The sequence below is a fragment of the Asanoa ishikariensis genome (assembly GCF_900107455.1).
GTDB classification, from domain to species: Bacteria; Actinomycetota; Actinomycetes; order Mycobacteriales; family Micromonosporaceae; genus Asanoa; species Asanoa ishikariensis.
The window spans coordinates 137,058-159,361 of sequence record NZ_FNQB01000003.1 but is presented as its reverse complement, the minus strand read 5'-3'; the positions used below and the strand labels follow the sequence as shown (position 1 = coordinate 159,361).

General features: G+C 71.1%; 22 protein-coding genes. 10 read left to right on the top strand and 12 right to left on the bottom strand.

Annotated elements, in window-relative coordinates; translation table 11 throughout:
• Positions 1 to 38 precede the first annotated feature (38 nt).
• Positions 39 to 713: a hypothetical protein gene (locus tag BLV39_RS24820; RefSeq protein ID WP_143049873.1), complete on the top strand. Its 675-nt coding sequence runs from the start codon at positions 39 to 41 to the stop codon at positions 711 to 713.
• On the opposite strand, the gene BLV39_RS24815 is transcribed toward BLV39_RS24820, so the two are convergent.
• Positions 710 to 2,443, bottom strand: a complete 1,734-nt coding sequence (locus tag BLV39_RS24815) for an ABC transporter ATP-binding protein (RefSeq protein WP_090798115.1) — start codon at positions 2,441 to 2,443, stop codon at positions 710 to 712. The genes BLV39_RS24820 and BLV39_RS24815 overlap by 4 nt on opposite strands.
• The gene (locus BLV39_RS24810; RefSeq protein WP_090798112.1) at positions 2,440 to 4,152 is read right to left on the bottom strand and encodes an ABC transporter transmembrane domain-containing protein; all 1,713 of its coding nucleotides are present in this window, start codon (positions 4,150 to 4,152) and stop codon (positions 2,440 to 2,442) included. Before BLV39_RS24810 ends, BLV39_RS24815 begins: the two co-directional genes overlap by 4 nt.
• A 101-nt stretch (positions 4,153 to 4,253) precedes the next feature.
• Between BLV39_RS24810 and BLV39_RS24805 the strand changes: the two genes are divergently transcribed.
• From BLV39_RS24805 to BLV39_RS24790, 4 genes are all read left to right on the top strand, one after another.
• Positions 4,254 to 5,027, top strand: coding sequence for a M23 family metallopeptidase (locus BLV39_RS24805; RefSeq protein WP_090798110.1), 774 nt, complete (start codon positions 4,254 to 4,256; stop codon positions 5,025 to 5,027).
• Positions 5,028 to 5,063: 36 nt separating this feature from the next.
• A complete protein-coding gene (locus BLV39_RS24800; protein WP_090798107.1) occupies positions 5,064 to 5,957 on the top strand; it encodes an amidohydrolase family protein in 894 nt (297 codons plus the stop codon).
• Between the two features lie 10 nt (positions 5,958 to 5,967).
• A complete protein-coding gene (locus BLV39_RS24795; RefSeq protein WP_090798103.1) occupies positions 5,968 to 6,660 on the top strand; it encodes a hypothetical protein in 693 nt (230 codons plus the stop codon).
• 169 nt (positions 6,661 to 6,829) lie between these two features.
• The gene (locus tag BLV39_RS24790) at positions 6,830 to 7,564 is read left to right on the top strand and encodes an alpha/beta hydrolase family protein (protein ID WP_090798101.1); all 735 of its coding nucleotides are present in this window, start codon (positions 6,830 to 6,832) and stop codon (positions 7,562 to 7,564) included.
• Here BLV39_RS24790 and BLV39_RS24785 read toward each other — a convergent pair.
• The 4 genes from BLV39_RS24785 to BLV39_RS24770 form a co-directional block, all read right to left on the bottom strand.
• Positions 7,561 to 8,526, bottom strand: a complete 966-nt coding sequence (locus tag BLV39_RS24785) for an acetylxylan esterase (protein ID WP_090798098.1) — start codon at positions 8,524 to 8,526, stop codon at positions 7,561 to 7,563. The genes BLV39_RS24790 and BLV39_RS24785 overlap by 4 nt on opposite strands.
• An 8-nt stretch (positions 8,527 to 8,534) precedes the next feature.
• Positions 8,535 to 9,728 carry an epoxide hydrolase family protein gene (locus BLV39_RS24780; protein ID WP_090798096.1) on the bottom strand — a complete coding sequence of 398 codons (1,194 nt, stop codon included), beginning with the start codon at positions 9,726 to 9,728 and terminating at the stop codon, positions 8,535 to 8,537.
• Between the two features lie 10 nt (positions 9,729 to 9,738).
• Entirely contained in the window at positions 9,739 to 11,379 is a 1,641-nt protein-coding gene (locus tag BLV39_RS24775) for a lectin (RefSeq protein ID WP_090798094.1), read from the bottom strand.
• Between the two features lie 113 nt (positions 11,380 to 11,492).
• Positions 11,493 to 13,370 carry a lectin gene (locus BLV39_RS24770; protein ID WP_090798092.1) on the bottom strand — a complete coding sequence of 626 codons (1,878 nt, stop codon included), beginning with the start codon at positions 13,368 to 13,370 and terminating at the stop codon, positions 11,493 to 11,495.
• Between the two features lie 117 nt (positions 13,371 to 13,487).
• Between BLV39_RS24770 and BLV39_RS24765 the strand changes: the two genes are divergently transcribed.
• The gene (locus tag BLV39_RS24765; RefSeq protein WP_239083490.1) at positions 13,488 to 14,588 is read left to right on the top strand and encodes a sulfite oxidase; all 1,101 of its coding nucleotides are present in this window, start codon (positions 13,488 to 13,490) and stop codon (positions 14,586 to 14,588) included.
• Between the two features lie 61 nt (positions 14,589 to 14,649).
• Positions 14,650 to 15,168 (top strand): COG4315 family predicted lipoprotein, encoded by a 519-nt coding sequence (locus BLV39_RS24760; protein WP_090798088.1) that lies wholly within the window; start codon positions 14,650 to 14,652, stop codon positions 15,166 to 15,168.
• Between the two features lie 62 nt (positions 15,169 to 15,230).
• Here the strand turns inward: BLV39_RS24760 and BLV39_RS24755 are convergent, their stop codons facing one another.
• From BLV39_RS24755 to BLV39_RS24745, 3 genes are read right to left on the bottom strand one after another with little or no spacing between them, the layout of a single operon-like run.
• Positions 15,231 to 15,674 carry an SRPBCC family protein gene (locus tag BLV39_RS24755; RefSeq protein WP_090798086.1) on the bottom strand — a complete coding sequence of 148 codons (444 nt, stop codon included), beginning with the start codon at positions 15,672 to 15,674 and terminating at the stop codon, positions 15,231 to 15,233.
• A complete protein-coding gene (locus BLV39_RS24750) occupies positions 15,667 to 16,005 on the bottom strand; it encodes an ArsR/SmtB family transcription factor (RefSeq protein ID WP_090798084.1) in 339 nt (112 codons plus the stop codon). Before BLV39_RS24750 ends, BLV39_RS24755 begins: the two co-directional genes overlap by 8 nt.
• Complete coding sequence (locus BLV39_RS24745) at positions 16,002 to 16,448, bottom strand: SRPBCC family protein (protein ID WP_090798082.1); 447 nt, start codon at positions 16,446 to 16,448, stop codon at positions 16,002 to 16,004. Before BLV39_RS24745 ends, BLV39_RS24750 begins: the two co-directional genes overlap by 4 nt.
• 140 nt (positions 16,449 to 16,588) lie before the next feature.
• On the opposite strand from BLV39_RS24745, the gene BLV39_RS24740 reads away from it, so the two are divergent.
• Positions 16,589 to 17,836 (top strand): aspartate aminotransferase family protein, encoded by a 1,248-nt coding sequence (locus BLV39_RS24740; RefSeq protein WP_090798080.1) that lies wholly within the window; start codon positions 16,589 to 16,591, stop codon positions 17,834 to 17,836.
• Here BLV39_RS24740 and BLV39_RS24735 read toward each other — a convergent pair.
• On the bottom strand, positions 17,833 to 18,231 hold the full coding sequence (locus BLV39_RS24735; RefSeq protein WP_090798077.1) for a histone-like nucleoid-structuring protein Lsr2: 399 nt from the start codon (positions 18,229 to 18,231) through the stop codon (positions 17,833 to 17,835). The two genes, BLV39_RS24740 and BLV39_RS24735, sit on opposite strands and share 4 nt — an antisense overlap.
• 154 nt (positions 18,232 to 18,385) lie before the next feature.
• Here BLV39_RS24735 and BLV39_RS24730 point away from each other — a divergent pair, with 154 nt between their 5' ends.
• Both BLV39_RS24730 and BLV39_RS24725 read left to right on the top strand, forming a co-directional pair.
• The gene (locus BLV39_RS24730; RefSeq protein WP_090798074.1) at positions 18,386 to 18,880 is read left to right on the top strand and encodes a SigE family RNA polymerase sigma factor; all 495 of its coding nucleotides are present in this window, start codon (positions 18,386 to 18,388) and stop codon (positions 18,878 to 18,880) included.
• Positions 18,877 to 19,887, top strand: a complete 1,011-nt coding sequence (locus tag BLV39_RS24725) for a hypothetical protein (protein ID WP_090798071.1) — start codon at positions 18,877 to 18,879, stop codon at positions 19,885 to 19,887. The genes BLV39_RS24730 and BLV39_RS24725 overlap by 4 nt, the downstream gene beginning before the upstream one ends.
• Here the strand turns inward: BLV39_RS24725 and BLV39_RS24720 are convergent.
• Positions 19,871 to 21,031: a magnesium transporter gene (locus BLV39_RS24720; RefSeq protein WP_143049872.1), complete on the bottom strand. Its 1,161-nt coding sequence runs from the start codon at positions 21,029 to 21,031 to the stop codon at positions 19,871 to 19,873. The genes BLV39_RS24725 and BLV39_RS24720 overlap by 17 nt on opposite strands.
• Before the next feature lie 2 nt (positions 21,032 to 21,033).
• Positions 21,034 to 22,203 carry an MFS transporter gene (locus BLV39_RS24715; protein WP_239083491.1) on the bottom strand — a complete coding sequence of 390 codons (1,170 nt, stop codon included), beginning with the start codon at positions 22,201 to 22,203 and terminating at the stop codon, positions 21,034 to 21,036.
• Positions 22,204 to 22,304 lie beyond the last annotated feature (101 nt).

The following is a 22,304-nucleotide window of genomic DNA, read 5'->3' as shown; positions in this document are numbered from 1 at the left end:
CCTCCCATTTGCCCCGCTGCGGGCGGTTCAACCCCATCATGCGTCCTTTCAACGGGACACCCGAGGATCACGGCGGGCGCGGCGTGCCGCGTACCCTGCTCGCCATGGTCGATGCCTACGGGCGGGAGCCGATGGTCGATCTCGACCGCCCGCCACCCCAGCGACCGACGCGGGAGCCGCGCGAGCGGCTGCGCGCCGGTTGGCGGCGGATGCGCACGGCCCGGCTCCAGGTCGGCGCCGTCGCACTGGCCGCGGTGGTCGGCGCGGTGGCCGGCGGGGTCGGCGTGCACCGCTGGGAGGCGCGGCAGGCGCACGCGGCCGAAGTGTCGACCGTCATCGTGCGGGCGCAGTTGCTCGACCCGAGCGACCTGAGCGGCAGCAGCGACGGGACCGACTCCACGATGGTGGCCAACCTGACCCTGGTCAACCTCGGTCCACTGCCGATCGACGTGGAGGACTTCGAAGGCGAACGCAACGGCCTCGTTTTCCGCAACGCCTCCCAGCAGGCCACCATCCGCCCGGGCTTCCGCACCGTCGCGGTCTCGATCAGCTTCGCCTGCGCGCGGCACACGATCTCCGGCGAACCGTTGCCGCTGCGGCTGCGGGTCCGCACCGCCGACGGCCAGACCCGCACCATCGAGACCCCGGTGGAGATCGGCGCGAAGTTCTGGGTGCAGTTCCTCGAGAACCTGTGCCGGAACAGCCCTTCCTAGCCGTGCCAGGAACGCCATAGGGCCGCGTACGCGCCGCCGGCGTCGACCAGCTCGTCGTGCGTCCCGAGCTCCGTGATCCGGCCGTCGGCGAGCACCGCGACCCGGTCCGCGTCCCGGGCGGTGTTGAGCCGGTGCGCGATCGCGATGACCGTGCGGCCGCCGAGCACCGCCGCGAGGGCCCGCTCGGTGCGGCGCGCGGTGGTCGGGTCGAGCGCCGCCGTGGCCTCGTCGAGGATCAGCGTGTGCGGGTCGGCGAGCACGATCCGGGCCAGCGCGAGCTGTTGCGCGTCGGCCGGGCCGAGCTGGTGCGCGGCGCCCTCGCCGAGCGGGGTGTCGAGCCCGTCGGGCAGCGTCGCGTACCAGTCGGCGCCGACGGAGACCAGCGCGCGGAGCATGTCGCCGTCGGTGGCGTCGGGCGCGGCGAACGACAGGTTGTCGCGAAGCGTACCGATGAAGACGTGGTGTTCCTGGGTGACCAGGGCGACCAGCCGGCGGCGTTCGGCCGGGTCGATCTCGGCGACCGGCACGCCGCCCAGCGTGACGGCACCGTGGTGGGGCGCCTCGTTGCCGGCCAGCAGCCGGGCCAGAGTGGACTTGCCGGCACCGGACGGCCCGACGATCGCCAGCCGCTCCCCCGGGCGCAGGTCGAGGTCGATGCCGTGCAGCACGTCATGGCCGTTGGCGTAGGCGAACCTGGCTCCGCGGACCTCGATCCGCTCGTCGCCGGGTGCGGGCGCGACGCCGCGTTGCTCGGGCACACCGAAGCCGACCCCGAGCACCCGGGCGTACGAGGCGACGCCCCGCTGGGCCTGCTCGATGAACTGGAGCACCCGGTCGAGGGGTTCGATCGCCTGCTGGAGCAGCAGCGCGGCCGCGACGACGTCGCCGATGCTGACGGCACCACGTCGGGCCAGCGCACCGCCGGCCACCAGCACGACCGCGATCGGCACGGCGTAGCTGGCCTCGACGACCGGGTAGAACACCGAGCGCAGCGCCAGCGTCGCCCGCCGGGTCGCCCACTGCCGCTTCACCCGGACCGTGCCGCTGGTGACCCGCTCACCGCTGAGCCGGAACGCCTCGACGGTGCGGGCGCCCTCGGCGGTGGTGGTCAGCGCCTCGGTCAGGTCGGCGGCGGCCGCGCCCTCGGCGAGGTAGGCCGGACTGGCCCGGCGCAGGTACCACCGGGTGACGCCGAGGATGCTGGGCAGCCCGGCCAGCGCGACCAGGCCGAGCACGGGATGGATGAGGAAGACCGCGCCGATCAGCAGCACCACCTGCGACGCCGCGATCAGCAGGATCGGCACCACGTCGCGCACCGTCGTGCCGACCTGGGACACGTCGACCGAGCTGCGGTTGGCGAGGTCGCCGGTGCCGGCCCGCTCGACGACCGCGGTCGGCAGGTCGAGCGCGCGGCGGACGAACCGTTCCCGGAGCCGGGCGACGGCCCGCTCGCCCAGGCGGTAGCCGACCAGGTAGCCGTAGCGCAGCAACACACCCTGCACCAGCGTGCAGACGGCGATCGCCAGCGCGAGCCGGTCGATCCGGGCCATCGCGGCGCCGGAGATGACGTCGTCGACGATCGCGCCGAGCAGCCGGGGCGCGGCCAGGGCGGCGGCCGCCGCCGCGGCCTGGAGCAGCAGGACCGTCAGCACCGCCGTGCGCTCGCCGCGCAACAGGTCGCGGCTGGACCGCCGGGTGGTGGCCCGGTCGGCGACGGGCAGCCCGGTCATCCGGCCACCTCGGCGTCGGCGTCCCGGGCGACCAGGGTGCGGTAGGCCGGGTCGCGGACGAGCAGGTCGGCGTGGCTACCGGTGGCGGTGACCCGGCCTCCGCGCAGGAACGCGACCTCGTCGGCCTGGCCGAGCAGCAGCGGCGAGGTCGCCACCAGCACCGTGGTGCGGCCGGACCGGGCGGCCCGCAGCCGCTGCGCGATCCGGGCCTCGGTGTGCGCGTCGACCGCGGACGTCGGGTCGACCAGGATCAGCACCTCGGCGTCGGCCAGCATCGCGCGGGCGAGCCGGACCCGCTGGCGCTGCCCGCCGGACAGCGTGCGCCCCTGGGTGTTCAGGTCGGTGTCCAGACCCTCGGGCAGCGCGTCGACGACGTCTTCGGCGGCCGCCGCGTGGACGCCGGCGGTGACCTCGCCGGGCGCGTCGCGGGAGAGCGTGGTGCGCAGCGGACCGGCGAACAGGTAGGCGTCGTGGTCGCCGACCAGGATCCGCCGCCGCACGTCCGGCAGCGGCACCGCGCCCAGCGGCACGCCGCCCCAGGTGACGTCGCTGGTCGCGAAGCGGGCGAGCCGGTCGGCGAGCGCGGTGGCGTGCGCGGGGTCGTCGGCGGCGACCGCGACCAGCCGGCCGGCCGGCACGGTCAGGCCGCTGTCCGGGTCGTGCAGGTCGGCCGGTCCGGCCGGAGCGGGCACGGGAGCGCCGCCGGCGTGGTCGTCAGGCTCGACGGCGAGCAGCGCGATGATCCGGCGGGCCGCGACCCGGCCGCGGATCACGTCGTACGCGCTGCCGAGCAGCATCCAGCACGGGATCGTGAGCATCGCGACATAGCCGTAGACGGCGACCATCTCGCCGACCGTGATCTGGCCGCTGGCGGCGAGCCGGGCCGCGACCCAGACGACGATGGCCGCGAAGAACGCCGGGACCGCGACGGCCAGGGACTCGATCCAACTGTTGACGGAGGCGACCCGGTAGCCCTCCGTGCGCAGCGTGGCCGACTGCCGGTCGTAGCGGTCGGCGAACAGCCCACGGCCGCCGACCCCGGCCAGCACCCGCAGCCCGGCGACGATGTCGGCGGCCCGTGCGGTCAGTGCGCCCTGCCGGCGCCGGTAGTCGGTCTCGACCGTCTCCAGCCGCCGCAGCAGCGGCGAGATCACGGCGACCACGACGGGCACGCCGACCAGCACGAGCAGCGCGAGGACCGGTGCCGCGGACCAGAGCACGACGGCGACCACCGCGTACGCGACCAGCGCGCCGATGCCCGGCCCGGTGAAGGTGAGCACGTGGGAGACGTAGTTGATGTCGCGCCCGCTGACGGTGGCGACCTCGCCCGCGTCGAGCCGGCGGGGCAGCGCCGCGCCCGCCCGGGACAGGTGGCGCAGCACCACCTCGGCCGAGCGGGCGGTGGCGTCCTCCCGGACGAACGTCATCGTGCGGTGCCGCATGATGCCGAGCCAGGCGAGCAGCAGGCCGGACAGGACGATCGCGCCGACCCAGAGCAGCAGGTCGCGGCGGTGGCCGGCGCGCAGCCCGTCGTCGACGGCCCGGGAGATCAGGTAGGGGCGCACCGCGAGGCCGACCATCCAGACGGTGCCGAAGAAGCCACCGCGCAGCACCCGCCACGGCTGGCTGCGGATGAGCCACCAGATGTAGCGGAACGGTCCCCGTATGTCGGGCACCCCGGGCTGGGCATGCGGGATCTGCGGGGGCACGAGTTCAACCTACCGTCGGCCGCTGTTTCGCCCCACGCAGTTTTCTGCCAGGATCATATCCACGCATTGAAGTATTTCTTCATATGAGTGGAGGTCCGTGTATGAGAAACCGTTGGTGGCGCCTGCTCGGCGCCGTGTGCGTCGCATTCTTCCTGCTGCCGACCGCACCGGCGCTCGCGGCACCGACGTTCAAGGTCCCGTTCCCCTGCGGGCAGGCCTGGGAGGGCCAGACCCGCACCAACCACAGCCCGGCCAACGCCGTCGACTTCAACCGCGCCAACGACGACGGCGACCCGGTCGTGGCCAGCGCGGCCGGCACCGTCGACGTGGTCACCAACCTGGGCAACACCAGCTACGGCCGGTACGTCCGGATCAACCACGGCGGCGGCTACACGACCTACTACGCGCACCTGAGCGCGTTCAACGTCTCGGTCGGGCAGTCCGTCGGCTACGGCTCGGTCATCGGCTACGTCGGCACGAGCGGCGGGTCGACCGGCCCGCACCTGCACTACGAGCAGCGGCTCAACGGCTCCGCCGTGCAGGTCCGGTTCAACGGCACCCTCGGGCTGTACTGGGGCACCAGGACCTACACGAGCGACAACGCCTGCTCCGGCGGCGGCACGGCAAGTGGCACCGTGAACACCGCGGGCTCGCCGCTGACCGTGCGCTCCGGCCCGGGCACCTCGTACGCGTCGGTCGGCACGGTCGCCGACGGCGCGGGCGTGACCATCTCGTGCCAGACCAACGGGACCTCGGTGACCGGCACGTACGGCACCAGCACGATCTGGGACCGGATCGGCTCCGGCCGCTTCATCTCGGACGCGTACGTCTACACCGGCCACGACGGCTTCATACCCGGCGTGCCCCGCTGCTGACGCACGTCGAAGCGGGCGGCGCTAGGCTCGATCGTCATGGCGCCGCCCGTTTCCGACGAGGACGTGCCGCGGTTCTGGGCGGCGCTCGGTCTGCCCGGTCTGGCCGACGTGCACACCCACTTCCTGCCCGAGCGGATGATGCGCCGGGTATGGGCGCACTTCGACGAGGCCGGGCCATTGGTCGGGATGCCGTGGCCGATCCGCTACCGGGGCTCCGACGACTCCCGGGTGGCGGTGCTTCGCAGCCTGGGGGTACGGGCGTTCAGCGCGCTCGCGTACGCCCACCGGCCCGGGATGGCTTTGGACCTCAACGCGTGGACGCTGGACTTCGCCGCGCGTACACCCGGATGCCTGCCCTGTGCGACGTTCTTCCCCGAGCCGGGCGTGCTCGACTACACGCGGGACGCTCTGGCGCGGGGTGCGCGATTGTTCAAGCTGCATCTCCAGGTCGCCGACTTCCACCCCGCGGACCCGTTGCTCGACGACGTGTGGGGGCTGCTGGCCGAGGCCGACGTGCCGGTGATCGTGCACGCCGGTTCTGGTCCGGTCGCACACGGGCACACCGGGCCGGGGCCGTTCGGCTCAGTGCTCGCGCGGCATCCCCGGCTGCGCGCGGTCATCGCGCACCTCGGGGCGCCCGAATACCTCGACTTCCTGCGGCTCGCGGAGACCTACGAGCGCGTGGCGCTCGACACCACCATGATGTTCACGGGCTTCTTCGACCTGGCTCAGCCGTTTCCTGCGTTGGCGCTGCCGCGGCTGCGCGACCTCGGCACGGCGGGCAAGGTGCTGCTCGGCTCGGACTTCCCGAACATCCCCTACCCGTACGCACGCCAGCTCGAAGGCCTGGCCCGGCTGGACTTCGGCGACGCCTGGCTGCGCGCGGTCTACTGGGAGAACGCGGCTCACCTTTTCGCCCTCGAAGGCTGATAATGCGCACATGGACGCGGACCTGGTCCTGGTGACGCCCCGGCCGCGGGCGGCCGCCAGTGCGATCACGGCGGTCGTCATGGCCGGCGTGCTCGGCGGCGTCGGCTGGGGCATCTGGCGGCTCGCCGACGCACCCGGTCGGATCCGGTGGACCGCCACGATCCTGCTCGGGCTGATCGGTCTGGTCGCGCTGCGGGCGCTCGGCGTTCATCTCCGGCAGGTCGGCACGTGGCTGCGGTGGCGCGGCAGCCCGCTGCCGGCCATGCGGCTCACGGAGGCCGGGCTGGACTACAGCGCCGCGTACACGGGTGAGTTCGAGCTGCACGTCTCGTGGGCGGTGCCGATGACGTGCGCCTATCGGCAGGGTGTGAACAACACGGGCTTCTTCTGGTGCCTGTACGCACCGGTCGTCGAAGGCCTCGAAGGCCGGCCGGCGTTCCTGCCGCGGGAGTGGCCGCTCGACCCGGAACGCATGGAGGCCGAACGCCGGCAGCTCGCCCGGTCCGCGGGCGTCGACGAGGACTCGCCGGTGCTCCTCCACCTGGTCACTTACGGCACGCCGATCGTCATCAACCCGTACCTGCTGCCCGCCGATCTGGTCGAGGCCGCCGACGAGCGCCTTCGTGCGCACACCGACGGCCGTTGCACGCTGCGCCCGCCGGAGCAGCGCGTCGGCCCGACCACGCGGGCGCGCATCTTCTAAATCAGTTGGCCGGGCTGATAGCTTTCGGGTGATCGTGACCTGCCCGAGGAGGTGAGACCCCATGCACGCGCTGTCAGGATGGGTGCTCCCCCTCGTCGTCATGGTCCAGCGACCCGCATAGGTGTCGCCGGGAGCGCCCGACACAAGGCACTCCCGAAAGGCAACACCGATGCTTCAGTTCACCGCGCAGACGTCAGCGAACGGCGTTCTCGAACGCGACTTCATCGTGGGCGACGTCCCCGGCGTGCTCTGGTCGCCGGCCGACCGCTCCGAACCCGCGCCCCTGGTGCTGATGGGCCACGGCGGCGGCACCCACAAGCGGTGGCCGGCGATGACCGGCCGGGCCGCGCTCCTCGTAGCCGGCGGCGGTTTCCATGTCGCCGTCGTCGACGCTCCCGGGCACGGCGACCGCCCCCGCACGGCCCATGACGAGCGGGAGGTCGCGGAGCTCTTCCGGGCGAGGGCGGCCGGTGAGCCGGAGGGGCCGGTCGTCGTCCGCTACAACGCCCACCTGGCCGAGCGCGCCGTGCCCGAGTGGCGGGCGACCCTGGACGCCCTCGAAGAGGTTCCGGAGATCGCCGGCCCCGTCGGCTTCTACGGTCTCAACATGGCGACCGCGATCGGGGTGCCGTTCGTGGCGACCGAACCCAGGATCACCGCCGCCGTCTTCGGCCTGCACTGGCCCGACGCCCTGGCCGAGGCCGCCAGGAAGATCACGATCCCGATCGAGTACGCGATGCAGTGGGACGACGAGCACATCCCGCGCGAGTCCGGGCTGGCGTTGTTCGACGCCTTCGCCTCGACGGAGAAGACGCTGCACGCCAACCCGGGTCGGCACAAGGACCTGCCGAGGTTCGAGTCCGACAGCGCGGTCCGCTTCTTCGTCCGGCATCTGAGGAGCTAGCCGAACAGCTCCCGCAGCACTCGGATCGTGCGGAGCTGATCCTCGGGGCCACCGCCGTCGTGGTCGTTGTACGGCCACACTGCGATGTCCTTCGGGCCGCCCCAGACGTTGTGCGCGGCGTACACGGTGGATGGTGGGCAGATCGGGTCCATCAGGGCAACCGAGAACGAGCCGCGGCAGGTGGCCCGGGTCGCGAACGAGGTGCCGTCGAAGTAGGCCAGCGTCGCGAACGCCTGCTCCGCCTTGGTCCGGTGGGTGGCGCACCAGCGCACGATCTCCGCATAGGGGTTGGCGTCGGTGATGGACGTGGCCCGGCGGAACGCCGACAGGAACGGCACGTGCGGGATGGCCGCGGCGATGTCGTGGCGCAGCCCGCCGACCGCGACCGACAACGCGCCGCCCTGGCTGCGGCCGGTGACCGCGATCCGGGAAGGGTCGACGTCGGGGTGCGCCGCCGCGGCGTCCACCGCGCGGTACGCGTCGACGTAGAGCCGCCGGTAGTAGTAGTCGTGCGGGTCCAGGATCCCGCGCGTGACGTAACCCGGCACCGCCGGCCCGGACGCACCCGGGTCGGCGGTGTCGCCGGTGCGCCAGGTGCTGCCCTGCCCACGGGTGTCCATCACGAAGTGCGCGTAGCCGGCGCTGGCGTACGCGAGCCATTCCAGCGGCTCACCGCGGCCACCGCCGTACCCGATGTACTCCACGACCGTGGGCAGCGGACCGGACCGGTCGGCGGGCAGGATGAGCCAGCCCTTGATGGGGTCGCCGCCGTAGCCGGCGAACGTGACGTCGAACGTGTCGACAGTGCGCAGCAACGCGTCGTACGGCGCGAACTCAGCGGCCACGGGGATGCGGCCCGCCTCGGAAAGGGTGCGCGACCAGAACGCGTCGAAGTCGGCCGGCTCGGGCTCGTCGGCGTAGCGGTAGGCGGCGAGTTCGTCGAGGGAGAGGTCGAGCTGCATTCAAGCTCCTAGCGGCGACCACGGAAGGTCCGGCGCAGGTCGTCGACCCAGGCGTCGGGGAGCTCCCAGGGGATGAAGTGGCCGCCCCGGTCGTGGGCGGTCAGGTTCACGTGGTTGTACCAGTCCGCGCGGTCGCTCGCCAGGAAGTGCGCCACACGTTGGTCGGTGGACACGCCCGGCGGGTTCTCGTGGCCGACGAAGGTGATCCCGGTCGGCGCCTCCACCGGTGGCCACCGGTCGTGCGCCGGAGTCCACGGGTAGCGGTTGTTGTTGGCGTAGGTGCGCATCGACGGGCCGATCGCGTTGCCGGCCCAGAAGATCATGGCGTGGGTCAGCACGTCGTCAGGGTCGAGCACGGTGTCGGGCGCGCTCCACTTGGCCCACCGCTCCAGGATCCAGGCGAGCATCCCCACCGGGGAGTCGGTCAGCCCGTAGGCGAGCGTCTGCGGTGCCAGCACGTGCGCGGCCAGGTGCACGGCGAATCGCTTCTCGTACGCCATGAGCTGGGCGAGCGTCTCTGGTGGGAGACCTGATGGGATCGGGCGGCCGCCGGTGAGGTCCCAGGCCCGGTCGCCGTTGAAGAACGTGAGCTTCAGGCCCGAACCGATGTGGATGCCGTGCAGTGCGTCCGCGTACTTGTGGCCGAGCTGGCCGGTGACCAGCGCGCCGACGTCGCAGCCGCCGGCCGCGTACCGCGGGTGCCCGAGCACGTCTGTCATCAGCGTGTGCCAGAGGTCGGCGATCTTCCAGAAGTTCAGGTCCGGCGGCACCGGCGTGGAGAAACCGAAACCGGGCAGCGACGGCACGATGACGTCGAACGCCTCGGCCGGGTCGCCGCCGTACGCGCCGGGATCGGCGAGCGGGTCGACCACCTTCGACCAGTGCCAGAACGTCCATGGCCAGCCGTGGCTGAGGATCAGCGGGGTCGGCGCGGGACCGACGCCGGGCCGGCGCATGAAGTGGATCGGCACGCCCTCGATGTCGACCCGGTAGTGCTCGTACGCGTTGATCGCCGCCTCGGCCCGGCGCCAGTCGAACCCGTCGCGCCAATGGTCGACCAGGTCCCGTAGCTGACCGCTGTCGACGCCGTAGTAGCCATCGTGGGGATCGTCCGGCCAACGGACCCCGTCGAGCCGGCGCCGGAGGTCATCGAGCACCTCGTCGGACACGTGGATCGGCGCCGGCTCGAGCGGAAAAGTCACCTACGCGATGTTACGCCGTGGCAAGATCAAACTGCTCCCACGGGCCGATCGCGGTGCGGTTGGCGATCAGGGGGTTCGCGCCCGCGTTGTCCGCGCAGACGTAGCGGCCGTTGACCGTCGCCTGGAGGCTGACCGTGCCGTTGGCGTTGCGGATCAGCCGGAACGTCTCCCAGCCGCCGACGGCGGTGCGGTTGGCGATCAGCGGGTTGGCGCCGGCGTTCTCCGCGCACACGTAGCGGCCGTTGACCCGCGCCCGCAACGCCACGTTGCCGCCGCTGAGTTGCACGATGTCGAATCCCTCCGAGGCGCCCAGGGCGGTGCCGCGGGCGATGAGGGGGCTGTCGCCCGCCTGCACCCAGAGGTTGTTGGCCCGCGACCGCAGACCCGACGCACCGGTCGGCGGAGGCGGGGTCGTGCCGACCACCGGCTGCGTGGGCCGGGTGGCGGTCAGGGCTAGCTGGCCCTTGAGCATCCGGCCGCCGTCCGCCGTGATCCGCAGATAGTAGTCCGACGAGCAGAACGTGCCGTCCTCGTCGAGCGCGCGGATACCAGCCCCCGCCGGCGTGCTCGCCTGTGTCTCGGACGTCTTGGCGATCTGGTTGCCCTCGTTGTACTCGTCGAACATCGACACGTACAACCCGGCCGCACCGACCCTGATCATGTTGTAGAGATGCCGCCAGTAGAAGTCACCGTGCCGCCGATGCCCCGACGACAGGTCGCCCGGCATCACACACGGCTGGTAGTCGATCCCGTTGGCGTTGCAGTCAGCCTGGTCCGGCACGTTCACGTTGGCGTAGAAGGAATCCAGCCCGGCCAGATCACCCGTGCGGCCGACCATCCAAGGCGAGATCATGTTGAACGCGTGATAAACCGCCGAGAAGCCCGGCCGGGAGTCGTTGATCCCCTGCCGCCAGTACGTCGGGACGCCGCCGATCACGTAGCAACCCTGCGCCTTGAACCAGTTGATCACGTCCAGGCACGGCGCCGGGGTGAACGGGCGGCCCGGGTCGTTGAAGCCGAAGCCCCAGATGCAGACGACGGGCTTGCCGTTTTGCCGGGCATAAGCCGGCGAGGCCACGTGGGCCGACATCTTCGACGTCCAGTCGGTCTTGATCTCCGACTGCATGTTCGTCCAGCTCGTGACGTCGTACATGATGTAGAACTTGCGCCCGTAACGCTCGGCGGCCGCCCGCACCTTCTGCGCCATCACGTCCCGGGTCGGCCCCTCCCCCGAGACCGGGTTGAAGCGTTGCAGCGCGGCGGTGTCGCAGTTGTACTGCTGCATCCACTTGAAGTGCGTGTCGACGGTCTGGTCGTCGTACGACGAGAACAACTGGGCCGGCTGCCCGTTGCCAAGGTTGGGGTAGGCGGTGGTGTAGCCGCGCGTGTACTCGCGCATGTCGGGCCAGGAGACGATCGTCGTGTTCGAGGGCGACGGCGGCTGGAACCGGTCCCGCGACCAGTGCCACCAGCCACCGATCGGGGCGCCGTCACCCGGGCAGGCGAACCACCCCTGGTAACCGACGGAAATCTTGCCCACCACGTCACCCGGCGGGCTCGCCGCAGCAGCGGCCGCGGACGTGGTGGACGAGCTGACGGCGAGCGCGGTGGCACCGGCGCCCGCGAGCACGGTTCGGCGTGTGAGACCCATCGGGCCTTTCCCCTTTCGGGCCACCGCCGAATGGCCGCATTGCGTCGGGTTTGTTAACTGACCGGACCCCAAGGTAGACCCGAGAGGTCCGATCAGTCAACGTTCGTCGATGCCTAAGCGGGGACGTTCCACTTCTGGTTGACCGCGCCGGTGCAGGTCCAGATCTGCGCCGGCGTGCCGTTGGCCGAGGTGTTGCCCGTGACGTCCAGGCACTTGTTGGCGCTGGCACTGATCAGGTCCCGCGCCGAGGTCGCCGTCCAGCGTTGGTTGGCCCCGCCGCCACAGGTCCAGATCTGCACCCGGGCGCCGTTGGCGGTCGAGTTGTCACGCACGTCGAGACACTTGCCCAACGCCCGCACGGTGCCGTCGCTGCCGACCGTCCACTGCTGGGCCGCGGTGCCGTTGCAGTCGTAGACCTGCACCGCCGTACCGTCGGCGCTGTTGGCACCTGCCACGTCGAGGCACTTGCCGCCCAGGCCGGTGATCGGCCCGGTCCCACCCGTCGGCGGGTTCGAAGGTCCGCCCTGGGTTCCGGACCACGTGAACGTCGCGGTCGTACGCGCGGGCAGCGTGTACGTGAACGACTGTCCACCCCAGACAACCCGGATCGACTGACTGCCGGTGCCTCCGTTGTGCGCGATCAGCGCCTTCGAGCCGTCACTGTTGCGCCAGGCCACGTTCTGCACCGTGCCGTTGGCCGTCGAGTCGATCCGCTGCGCGCCCGGCCGGACGAACTTGGTCAGGTGCCCGGTGGTGTAGTACTCGATGGTGTAGTCGACCTGGCCGGCCCGCGAACCGCCCTCCTGCACGGTGATCAGCCCGGTGCAGGTGCCACAGCCGCCGTTGTGCGGACCCATCGACTGGTTGAGCGCGAGGCTCCACTTGACGACGGACTCGCTCCAGTTCCGGGTGTAGTTGACGATGTCGGCCATGTCCTCGTTGTGCTGGTTGCCGATCCAGGTGCCGCCGGAGTGCTCGGTCGAGAACTGGTGCACGGCCGGGTACTGGCTCTTCACCTGCGAGCCGACCGACGGGCTGCCGGCGTACCCGTGCCAGGCGATCCCGCCGAAGAGGGGGTCGTTGCGCAACGTGGCGTCGGAGACGATGCCGGCGCCGATCTGACCCCAGTCGCCGTAGTTCCAGTCGTGCACCATCACCTTCGTGGTGATGCCGGCGGCCCGGAACGCGGGCAGCAGGTGGTTCTTGGTGAACTCCAGCAGCCCGGACGAGTTCCAGCTCATCCCCGGGTAGTTCATCGCGGGCGGATTGCCGGCCTGGCAGCAGTTGGGCTCGTTCTGCACGGACACGTAGTTCACCGGGATGCCGGCCGCCTGGTACATCTGCACGTAGCGCACGAAGTACTGGGCGTACATCGGGTAGTACTGCGATTGCAGCCAGCCCATCTGGTCCATCCGGCCGTTGTCCTTCATCCAGCCAGGCGCGCTCCACGGGACACCCTTGACCCGCAGCGCCGGGTTGAGCTGCCGGGCCTGCTGCGTCAGCAGCCGCACGTTGTTGTCGTACCCGTTGGCGTGGAAGTCGTTGAGGTTGCAGCACGTGTCGTCGAGCGAGACGTTGCCGGGCCGGGACAGGTCCGACGCCCCGATCGGGTTGCGGACGAAGGAGAGCCCGATGCCGTCGGTCGGCGAGAACAGGGCGCGCATCACGTTGTCGCGGGTGGCCGCGCTGATCGGACCACCCCGCAACAGGTACGCGGTGGTGTCGGTGATCGACGCGCCGGCGCCCTCGAACGTCTGGTAGCGGGTGTTCTCGTTGACGGTGATGGTGTGCGTGGCGCCGGGGCTGCTGGCCGCGAACGCGACCGACGCCTGCTGTTGCAGGCCGCGGGTGACGGTGCGGCCGCCGCCGTCGGAGGTGGTGGTGAGCCAGACATTGACGGGTTCGTTGGCGGCGTACGCGGGCTGCCCGACGACTACGGCCGCTATCACGAGGCCCAGCGCGATGCTGCCGGCGATCCGTGCTCGTGACATGCTCGTCCCTTCTTGATCGATGGATGTCACTGCCCCTCGCCGACAGGGTGCTTAATAGGAAACACCCCTAACAGATCGATGTCAATCCACGTCTGCTCGCCCTTGTACGCTCATGCGGTGAGTCTCGACCAGATCAGCACCCCGAGCCGGGTCGCCGGCGTCGACGAGGGCGTCAGCACCGCGGAGCTCGGGCTGGCCGCACGCAACCACGGCATGCCGCTGGAGGCGATGCGCTACGACCTCACGCCGCCCGGCCTGCACTACCTCCTGATCCACTACGACATCCCGTTCGTGGATCCGGCGACGTGGTCGTTGCGCCTGGACGGGCTCGTCGACCGCCCGCTGACCATCGACCTGGACACGCTCAAGGCCCTCCCGGCCCGGACCGTGCGGTCGACCATGGAGTGCGCCGGCAACGGCCGCGCCCGGCTCGAACCCCGCCCGGTCAGCCAGCCGTGGCTGGTCGAGGCCGTCGGCACCGCGGAGTGGACCGGCGTGCCCCTGCGTGACGTGCTGACCGCGGCCGGCGTCTCCGCCGGTGCCGTCGATGTCGTCTTCACCGGTGCCGACCACGGGGTCGAACGCGGTGTCGAGCAGGACTACCAGCGCAAGCTCACCGTCGCCGAGGCGCTCGACCCCGACGTGCTGCTGGCGTACGCGATGAACGGCGCACCCCTGGCCCCGCAGCACGGCTTCCCGGTGCGGCTGCTGGTGCCGGGCTGGTACGGCATGACCAACGTCAAGTGGCTGACCCGCGTCGAGGTGCTGGACCACGAGTTCAACGGCTTCCAGCAGAAGGCGTATGTGGTGCGCCAGAGCACCGACGAGCCCGGTGAGCCCATCACCCGGATCGCGCCGCGCGCACTGGTGATCCCGCCCGGCTTCCCCGACTTCATGACCCGGGGCCGGGTGGTCCGCCCGGGGTTGGTGACGCTGGAGGGCCGCGCCTGGTCCGGCCGCGCACCGGTGACGGGGGTCGAGGTCAGTGTCGACGGCGGCTCGACCTGGTCGTCGGCCGCGCTGGCGCCGGACGGTGGGCATCGGTGGGCCTGGCGGCGGTGGAGCCACGAGTGGCTGGCCACGCCGGGGGCGCATGTGGTGACCGCGCGCGCGGTGACGGCAGACGGCGAGACGCAGCCCGTCGAGGCGCCCTGGAACCGCGGCGGGTTCGTCAACAACGCCGCGCACCAGATCCCGGTGACCTGCCTGGAAGCCTGAGAACCCTCCCCCTACCCGGGCTAGCGTCGGGGTAACTGTTCACGGGGGGAAGGACAGCACCATGTCTGGGTTTTCCAGGCTCTGGGTGAAGGTCGGTGCCGGTGTTGCCGGTGCGGCGCTGGTGGTCACCGGTCTCACGGCCGCGACCACCGCGAGTGCGAACGACGCGAAGGCCGCACCGCCGGCCAGCGTCACCGTGCAGACCCGCAACGGTCCCAATGGGGCCTACCTGACCGACAGCCAGGGAAACACGTTGTACCTGTTCGTGGCTGACACGAGCAACAAGTCGACCTGCAACGACGCGTGCGCCGCACAGTGGCCGCCGCTGGTCACGCAGGGCGCCGTCGTCGCCGGCAGCGGTGTCGACGCGGCCAAGCTGGCCACGTCGACCCGGCAGGACAACACGAAGCAGGCGACGTACAACAACCACCCGCTCTACACGTTCATCGCCGACACCGCGCCAGGCCAGACCAACGGCCAGGGCGTGAACGCGTTCGGCGCACTGTGGTGGACGGTCAACCCGAACGGTGACGCCATCACCGCCCGCAGCGGCAACGCACCGGGCGGCGTCGTCTACTGAGGACGTTAAGCAAGGGTCCCTTGTTAACGCTTTCCGCAGCGTAAGGGACCCTTGCTAACGCCTCAGTCGAAGTCGGCGACCTTGACGTCGTGCGGCGCCGGACGGCCGCGCCCGGTCTCCACGAGCTCCCGCAGGCTCAACAGGTACGAGCCCCACTTGGTCGAGCAGTGGTGCATGAACTCGACCGGCTCCTTCCAACCTTCGTGCTTGAAGAGCACGATCGTGTAGTCGTCGCGCTGCTCGAACCGCCAGTCGATCTCGGTGCCGATCCACTCGGGCGGTCCCTCGACGACCCGCCACCGCACGTGGCCCGCCGGGTCAAGCTCGAGGATCTCCATGTCGAAGCCGCCGAGGTCGCCGAACCGGAAGGCCAGCTTCTCACCGACCTCGCTCTTGCCCACGGTGTCCGTGGTCCACCAGCCGGCCAGACCCTCGGGGGTCGCCACGGCGCGGTAGAAGTCGTCGAGCGGCGCGATCGCGCCGACCCGGTGCAGGATGTCAACCATCTTGATCTCCCTTGCTCTTTCGCTCTATTGCCTCTGCGAGGCGCTTGATCCGGCGCAGTCGGGCATCCCAGCTCGCGCCGACCGATGCGAGTTGGGCGACGGCTTTGGCGAGTTGGGCCTCGTCGACCTGGTAGTGCCGCTCGCGCCCGGCCGGTTTCGCGGTGACCAGCCCGACCCGGTCCAGGACGGCCAGATGCTTGGCCACCGCCTGCCTGGTGACGGGCAGCTTCTCGGCGAGCGACGTGGCGGTGCCCGATCCGCCGGCGAGCAACAGATCGATCATCGTGCGCCGGGTCGGGTCGCCGATCGCGGACCAGAGGTCGTCGTTCATTTCTGCGCGAGGTATGCGCCCAGCGCCGGGATGTAGTGGTCCCAGCCGGACACGTGATCGTTGTAGGCCTCTTCCAGAACCGCGATCTCCCAACCCATCTCGCGGAACCCGGTCTCGGTCATCCGGATCCGGGTGCCATCGCCGCTGGGCAGGAGGTCGAAGGTGACGAGCAACGCCGGCTCCGTGCGGTCCGGCTCGGGGTAGCACCACCGGAACGAGAAGCGCTTCGGCGGGTCGACCTCGACGACGGTGAGCGCGACGGTCTTGGTCTCGCCGGTGTCCGCGTCTCGCCAGACCAGCTCGCCGGGCGCGCCCGGGACCGACTCGAACCGGGCCTCGTCGGGCCACCACTCCTGGATGTGCTCGGGCTTGCTGACCACGTCGAACACCACGTCGGGCGAGGCGTCGACGAGGATGTCGCGCTCGATGGATCCGTACTCCACAGTTCTGCCCTTCCGCAACCTTTTGTTGCATGTAACGCTAGCTCGGCGCTTGGCTTTGCGCAACCTTTGGTTGCCCATGGCTGGCCACTGAACCCCGTTTGGCCCTCGTGGCGCGACGGCAGGGTGTTTAGCGTGTGGCCATGGGCTTCTGGGACGACGTCGAGCGACACATGGTGCGGTACTCCGGTGCCGGGCGGTTCACGCCCGAGGTGATCGTGCGGGCCGAGGGCAGCTATCTGTTCTCCGAGTCGGGCCGGCGGATCCTCGACTTCACCTCCGGGCAGATGAGCGCGATCCTCGGGCACTCGCACCCTGACATCGTGGCGACGCTGCGACGCCAGGCGGCGACCCTTGACCACCTGTTCAGCGGCATGTTGAGCCATCCCGTGGTCGACCTGGCCCGCCGGCTCGCGGAGTCCCTGCCCGACCCGCTGGAGAAGGTGCTGCTGCTGACCACCGGCGCAGAGGCCAACGAGGCCGCGATCCGGATGGCGAAGCTGGTCACCGGCAAGCACGAGGTCGTGTCGTTCGCGCGTTCCTGGCACGGCATGACCCAGGCGGCGGCCAACGCGACCTACAGCTCCGGACGCAAGGGGTACGGCCCGGCGGTGCCAGGCAACTTCGCGATCCCGGTCCCCTTCGGCGCCGACGGTGAGCTCGACTGGCAGCGCCAGCTCGACCTTTCGTTCGACCTCGTCGACGCACAGTCAGTGGGCGCCCTGGCCGCCTGCATCGTCGAGCCGATCCTCAGCTCCGGCGGCGTGATCGACCTGCCGTTGGGCTACCTCGCCGCGTTGCGGGACAAGTGCCACGAGCGCGGCATGCTGCTCATCCTCGACGAGGCGCAGACGGCCCTGTGCCGCACCGGCACCTGGTACGCCTTCGAGCGCGACGGCGTCGTACCCGACATCCTGACCGTCTCCAAGACATTGGGTGCCGGCCTGCCGCTGGCCGCGGTCGTCACCTCGACCGAGATCGAGGAGACCGCACACGAGCGCGGCTACCTGTTCTTCACCACGCACGTCTCCGACCCGCTGGTCGCCGCGGTCGGCAACACCGTGCTCGACGTCCTGGAGCGCGACAAGCTCGACCTGCGGGCCGCCGAGTCGGGCGCCTTCCTCAAGGACGGCCTGCGCGAGCTGGCGAGCCGGCACGAGACGGTCACCGACGTACGCGGGAGGGGTCTGCTGGTCGGTCTGGAACTGACCTCCGACGAGCTGGGCGCCGCCGTCACCAGGAAATGCCTGGAACTCGGGCTGCACATGAACGTCGTGCAGCTACCCGGCATGGGCGGCGTGTTCCGGATCGCGCCACCGCTGACCGCCACCCGCCAGGAGCTCGCCGAAGGACTCGACATCCTCGACCGCGCTTTGGCCTCGGTCTCCTAGGGGGCCATGAACGGAGAGGCGAGGGCGGTGCGCGGCGCACGGCCCTCGTGCTTCTCGTAGGCGTCGCGAACCCGCTGCGGAATCGCGCCGCGGTCGCCGACCTGCTCGAGCCCGAGCTGGGTGGCGTACTTCTGGCCCCACGCCCGGATCGCCTTGGTCTCCTCGCGCAGGCTGGCACCCTGGGCGGAGATCACGGTCCGGGTGTGGCGGGTGCCGTCGGCGGTCACCTTGGTGCCGGCCTCGACGAACGGCTGGAGCGTCTTGCGCAGCTTGCCGGCGTTCTCGTCCGACAAGTCGATCTCGAAGGTCACGCCATCGAGAGCGAACGTCACCGTCTGATCGGCGGTGCTGCCGTCGATGTCGTCCACTAGCTTGACGATGGTCTCTTTCGCCACTGAGCGCGTCCCTTACCTGGATGAACGAGCGTTTTGCTCCGCCTACCGTAGCTGATCACCGATCCGGCCCGTAGTTCCACGGTGCCTGGTCATGCAACCTTTCCTGATCCCAGCCGGTACTACCCCGTGACCGACTCGGCAGGAAGGCGCGCACGTGATCACACCGGAGGGCTTCGAGGACTTCGTCGTCGGCCGCTCACCACGCCTGCTGCGCACCGCGTACCTGCTCACCCGCGACTGGGCACTGGCTGAGGACCTGCTGCAAACGGCCCTGGCGCGAGCATGGGAGGCCTGGTCCCGGATCGAGGGCGACCCGGAGCCGTACGTGCGGCGGATCATCGTCAACACGTACGCCTCCGCGTGGCGCCGCCGATGGCGGGGTGAGCTGCCGACAGCGGACCTGCCCGAGCCACCTGGCGCCGACCCGAACGGCGACTTCGACGACCGGGACTCGTTGTGGCGCGCCCTCGGCCGACTCCCCCGCCGACAGCGGGCAGTGCTCGTGCTCCGGTACTTCGAGGACCTCTCGGAGGCCGAGATCGCGGAGGCGCTGGGCTGCTCGATCGGCACCGTCAAAAGCCAGGCCAGCCGCGCCGTGGCCAAGCTCCGCCTCGACGAGACGCTCGCACCGGAAGGACTGCTGCGATGAACACGACGGACCTCCGGCAGGTACTCGACGAGCGCTCCAGCCACTCGGCCGAACAGGTCATGCACCACCTACGGCTACACGGCGTGGCAACGAAGGTCCGCAGGCGCCGCCGCCGTCGGGTGGCCACCTGGACCGCGTGCGTGCTGGTCGTCCTCGGTGCCGTCTCCGGGGTCGCGCTCCTCCCGCGCCCGACGCCACCCGGTCCCCCGGCGACACACACGATCGAAGGCTTCCCGGAGTACGCGCGCGGCACCCGAGTCGCCGCCGCGGCGTCCGCCGACCTCTCCGTCCGACGCGTCGAGGTCACGATGGTGCCGAGCACCCTCGACCTGACCGTGTTCACCCGCTGCGACAGCCCCGCGGACAACGTGGTCATGGACATGACCGTCACCGTCAACAACCACGAGCTGACGAGCGGAAGCTGCGGCGGCGCCGCCCGGTGGTGGAGCTGGACACCCGAGCTGGGCGTGGCGGTGGGCAAGCCCGCGACCTTCGTCATGACCGTCACCGGCGCCCGCCGTTCCGAAGGGGAACAGACCGTCGCGGCGGCGATCCCCGCGACCGGCACGTTCGGGCTCGCCCTGGGCGAACGGATCCCGTTCGACAGCTATCCCCTGCCGCCCCGACCGGCCGGCACGCTCCGCCCGCTCGACGAGCACCCCGGCACCTGCTCGCAGGAAAGCTGCCCGGACGCGGTCATCATCCGCTCCGACCCGAACGACCCGACCCTCCCGGTGCGGCGAACCCTGACCTGGAAGCCGATCAGCGACATCGACATGGTCGGCCAGACGCCCGGCTTCCTGCACCTCAAGGTAAACAACGTCGAGATCGCCACAGGCGAATGGTGGGACTACGAACTGGGCGGCCACGGCATGTACGGCGACCAGGGCGGCCAATGGAAGGACGAGTTCCGCCTCGACCCGAAACCCGGCGACCAGGTGACGATCGAGATCGTCCCCGAACACCAGACCGGCGAATGGCAGGTGGTCTTCAGACCCGCTGACTGACCGCCGACATCGGTCCGCCACGCTCGTATCTCGCCCTGATCCGGGCGGGCAGAGCCGCGAACACCGCATGTGACGCCGGCGGACCCATGGCGTTGAGCACCTCCGCCCGCTCCCCTCGCCAGGTGAGGATCGCGGCCGCGGCCTCGGCGTCCATCCGGGACAGCATCGCGGCCACGGAATCCGGCGGACGGTGCCTGATGTGCTCCGCCGCGGTCGCGGCTGGCATGGCGGCCAGCAGGGCAAAATCGGCTTCGCTGCCCATCAGCTCGAGGAGGTCGGCTCGGCCCGGACCCGGAAAGCGCGGGCCCGCCACGGCCGGCCCCAGCTCCGCGAGGATGGCCGCGGCGGCCGGTTGGTCCACCGTTCTGAGCACCCGCCTGGCCAGCGAGGCATCCATCGACGCCACGGCGGAGGCCGCGAGCCGCAGTGGCCGGATGGCGGCGAGGACCCGTGCGGCGGGACCGGTGTGCAGCCCTTCGAGCACCCGCCCGATCTCTCCTGGCGTCATCTCCGCCAGGAGAGACGCGACCGCGGCCGGTGCCATCGCGGACAGCTCCGCGGCCGAGGCCGGTTGGGTGAGGGGCCGGACCACCTCCCGCAACCAGCGCCGCCAGGCGCGACCGTCCACGTTCGCGGTCGGGTGGTCCAACGCCCAGAGGACGAAGCGCGCGCGGAGCCGCGTGCGCTCGTCGCCGCCGTCCGCGGCCGCCCGGAGCCGCTCCCGCAGCGGTGCGTCGTCGAGCCGGCGGGCGAGCTTCGTGTACCAGTGGTCCTGGCAGCGCTGCCTTCGGTGAACCACGGAAAGCAGCAGGTCGACCAGCGCGGGCCGGACGCCGTCGGGCACGCCCGACCGGGTGAAGGTCCGCAGCAGCACCAGTTTCGCCGTCCAGGGCGAGTAGGTCCACGACTCCCGCCACTCGCTCGGGAAGCGGCGTTCCCATTCCAGGAACAGCACCGCGTGCGGCGCCAGCCGCGGGTAGGCCTCCGGATCCGGGACGCCCGGCCGTCCCGCCGACGCCATGAACGCGGCCAGCAGGCCCGGCAACGTGCCCGTTCCCGAAGCCTCGATCTGCGCCAGATGCCGGGCCAGCGCCTCCGACCGGACGCGTTCGTCCGCGGCGACCAGCCCGTGCACCCAGCTCATCTTCACGCCGCCCGGCGGTGGACCGTGGTCATCGCGACGATGCCCAGCACGCCGACGACAGGTGCGAGGGCGAACCCGGCCCGCAGGTCGGCGGCCGCGAGCGGGCCCGTCAGCGCCGCCCCGGTCGCGCTGCCGACCGTGAACGCGGTCACGATCCAGGCGAACGCCTCCACGACCGTGCCAGGCGGGGCGAGCTCGTCCGTGGTGAGGAAGACCGCGGTCAGCAGCGGCGGCAGGGCGAAGCCGCTCACCGCAACCAGGACCGCCATCGTGCCCACACCAGGCAGCAACAGCAACGGCAGGTAGCCGACGGCGAAGCACACCGCCAGCCACGGCAGCCGACCCGTCCCGCCGGGCTTCGCGCGGGTGTAGAGCAGGCCGCCGAGCAACGCCCCACCCGCCTGCGCCGCCAGGAGCCAGCCGCTCAGGCCTCGGTCGCCGGTCGCTTCCGCGTAGCCGGTCAGGACCACCGGCAGGCTGCCCACGGCCGCACCGGCGCAGGCCACGCCCGCCACCAGGACGACGAAGCGCCCCACCCGCAGCGGACCGGCCCAGTGCCGCGGCGCCGGCTCACCGCGCCAGACCCGCACCGGGCGGGCCAGGGCGAACACGATCGCACCCACGAGTTGGCACGCGGCCGCCGCGATCAGGCCCGCCGGCGGGCCCGCGATCCCGACCGCCGCCAGCGTCACCAACGGGCCGGCCACGAAGATCACTTCCTGGAGGGCGATGTCGAGGGTGTACGCGGCCGGAACCGCGGGTGGCGGCACCAGCGCCGGCCAGAGCGCCCGCAGACAGGCCTCCAGCGGCGGTGTGCCAAGTCCGGCCAGCGCCGCACCGGCCAACGTCGGCGTAAGAGCACCCCCGCCGGCCGCGACCAGGAGGAAGCCGACCGCGGACAGAGCCGACGAGCCGTAGAGCACCGGTGGCTGGCGCCAGCGGTCGACCGAGCGGGCCAGCAGTGGGCTGCTGACGGCCATTCCAGCGGTGTAGACCGCGACGACCACGCCGGCCAGGGTCAGGCTGACGGACTCGCGGGCGAACAGCAGCAGGGCCAGCGGACCCGAGGCCAGCGGCAGGCGACCGACCTGGCTGGCGAGCAGCAGCCTCGGCACGCGCGGCGCGCGCAGCACGGTCCGGATGCCGGGTGGAGAGGACGTGACTGTAGACATAAGACATCGCTCCCGGAAAAAGGGGAATGGACGAGGGGCCAGAAAAAGCCCCGGTCTCAGGGAGCGAAGTCGCCGCGGTTGTGATCGTTGCCATACAGCGG

Bases quoted from the DNA above. Each gene is read 5' to 3' on its own strand.
- BLV39_RS24760 (WP_090798088.1), top strand. From the start codon at position 14,650: ATGTCTGGGTTTTCCAGGCTCTGGGTGAAGGTCGGTGCCGGTGTTGCC.
- BLV39_RS24820 (WP_143049873.1), top strand. From the start codon at position 39: ATGCGTCCTTTCAACGGGACACCCGAGGATCACGGCGGGCGCGGCGTG.
- BLV39_RS24775 (WP_090798094.1), bottom strand. From the start codon at position 11,379: ATGGGTCTCACACGCCGAACCGTGCTCGCGGGCGCCGGTGCCACCGCG.
- BLV39_RS24720 (WP_143049872.1), bottom strand. From the start codon at position 21,031: ATGAGCTGGGTGCACGGGCTGGTCGCCGCGGACGAACGCGTCCGGTCG.
- BLV39_RS24715 (WP_239083491.1), bottom strand. From the start codon at position 22,203: ATGTCTACAGTCACGTCCTCTCCACCCGGCATCCGGACCGTGCTGCGC.
- BLV39_RS24800 (WP_090798107.1), top strand. From the start codon at position 5,064: ATGGCGCCGCCCGTTTCCGACGAGGACGTGCCGCGGTTCTGGGCGGCG.
- BLV39_RS24770 (WP_090798092.1), bottom strand. From the start codon at position 13,370: ATGTCACGAGCACGGATCGCCGGCAGCATCGCGCTGGGCCTCGTGATA.
- BLV39_RS24740 (WP_090798080.1), top strand. From the start codon at position 16,589: ATGGGCTTCTGGGACGACGTCGAGCGACACATGGTGCGGTACTCCGGT.
- BLV39_RS24815 (WP_090798115.1), bottom strand. From the start codon at position 2,443: ATGACCGGGCTGCCCGTCGCCGACCGGGCCACCACCCGGCGGTCCAGC.
- BLV39_RS24805 (WP_090798110.1), top strand. From the start codon at position 4,254: ATGAGAAACCGTTGGTGGCGCCTGCTCGGCGCCGTGTGCGTCGCATTC.
- BLV39_RS24750 (WP_090798084.1), bottom strand. From the start codon at position 16,005: ATGAACGACGACCTCTGGTCCGCGATCGGCGACCCGACCCGGCGCACG.
- BLV39_RS24755 (WP_090798086.1), bottom strand. From the start codon at position 15,674: ATGGTTGACATCCTGCACCGGGTCGGCGCGATCGCGCCGCTCGACGAC.
- BLV39_RS24725 (WP_090798071.1), top strand. From the start codon at position 18,877: ATGAACACGACGGACCTCCGGCAGGTACTCGACGAGCGCTCCAGCCAC.
- BLV39_RS24785 (WP_090798098.1), bottom strand. From the start codon at position 8,526: ATGCAGCTCGACCTCTCCCTCGACGAACTCGCCGCCTACCGCTACGCC.
- BLV39_RS24790 (WP_090798101.1), top strand. From the start codon at position 6,830: ATGCTTCAGTTCACCGCGCAGACGTCAGCGAACGGCGTTCTCGAACGC.
- BLV39_RS24795 (WP_090798103.1), top strand. From the start codon at position 5,968: ATGGACGCGGACCTGGTCCTGGTGACGCCCCGGCCGCGGGCGGCCGCC.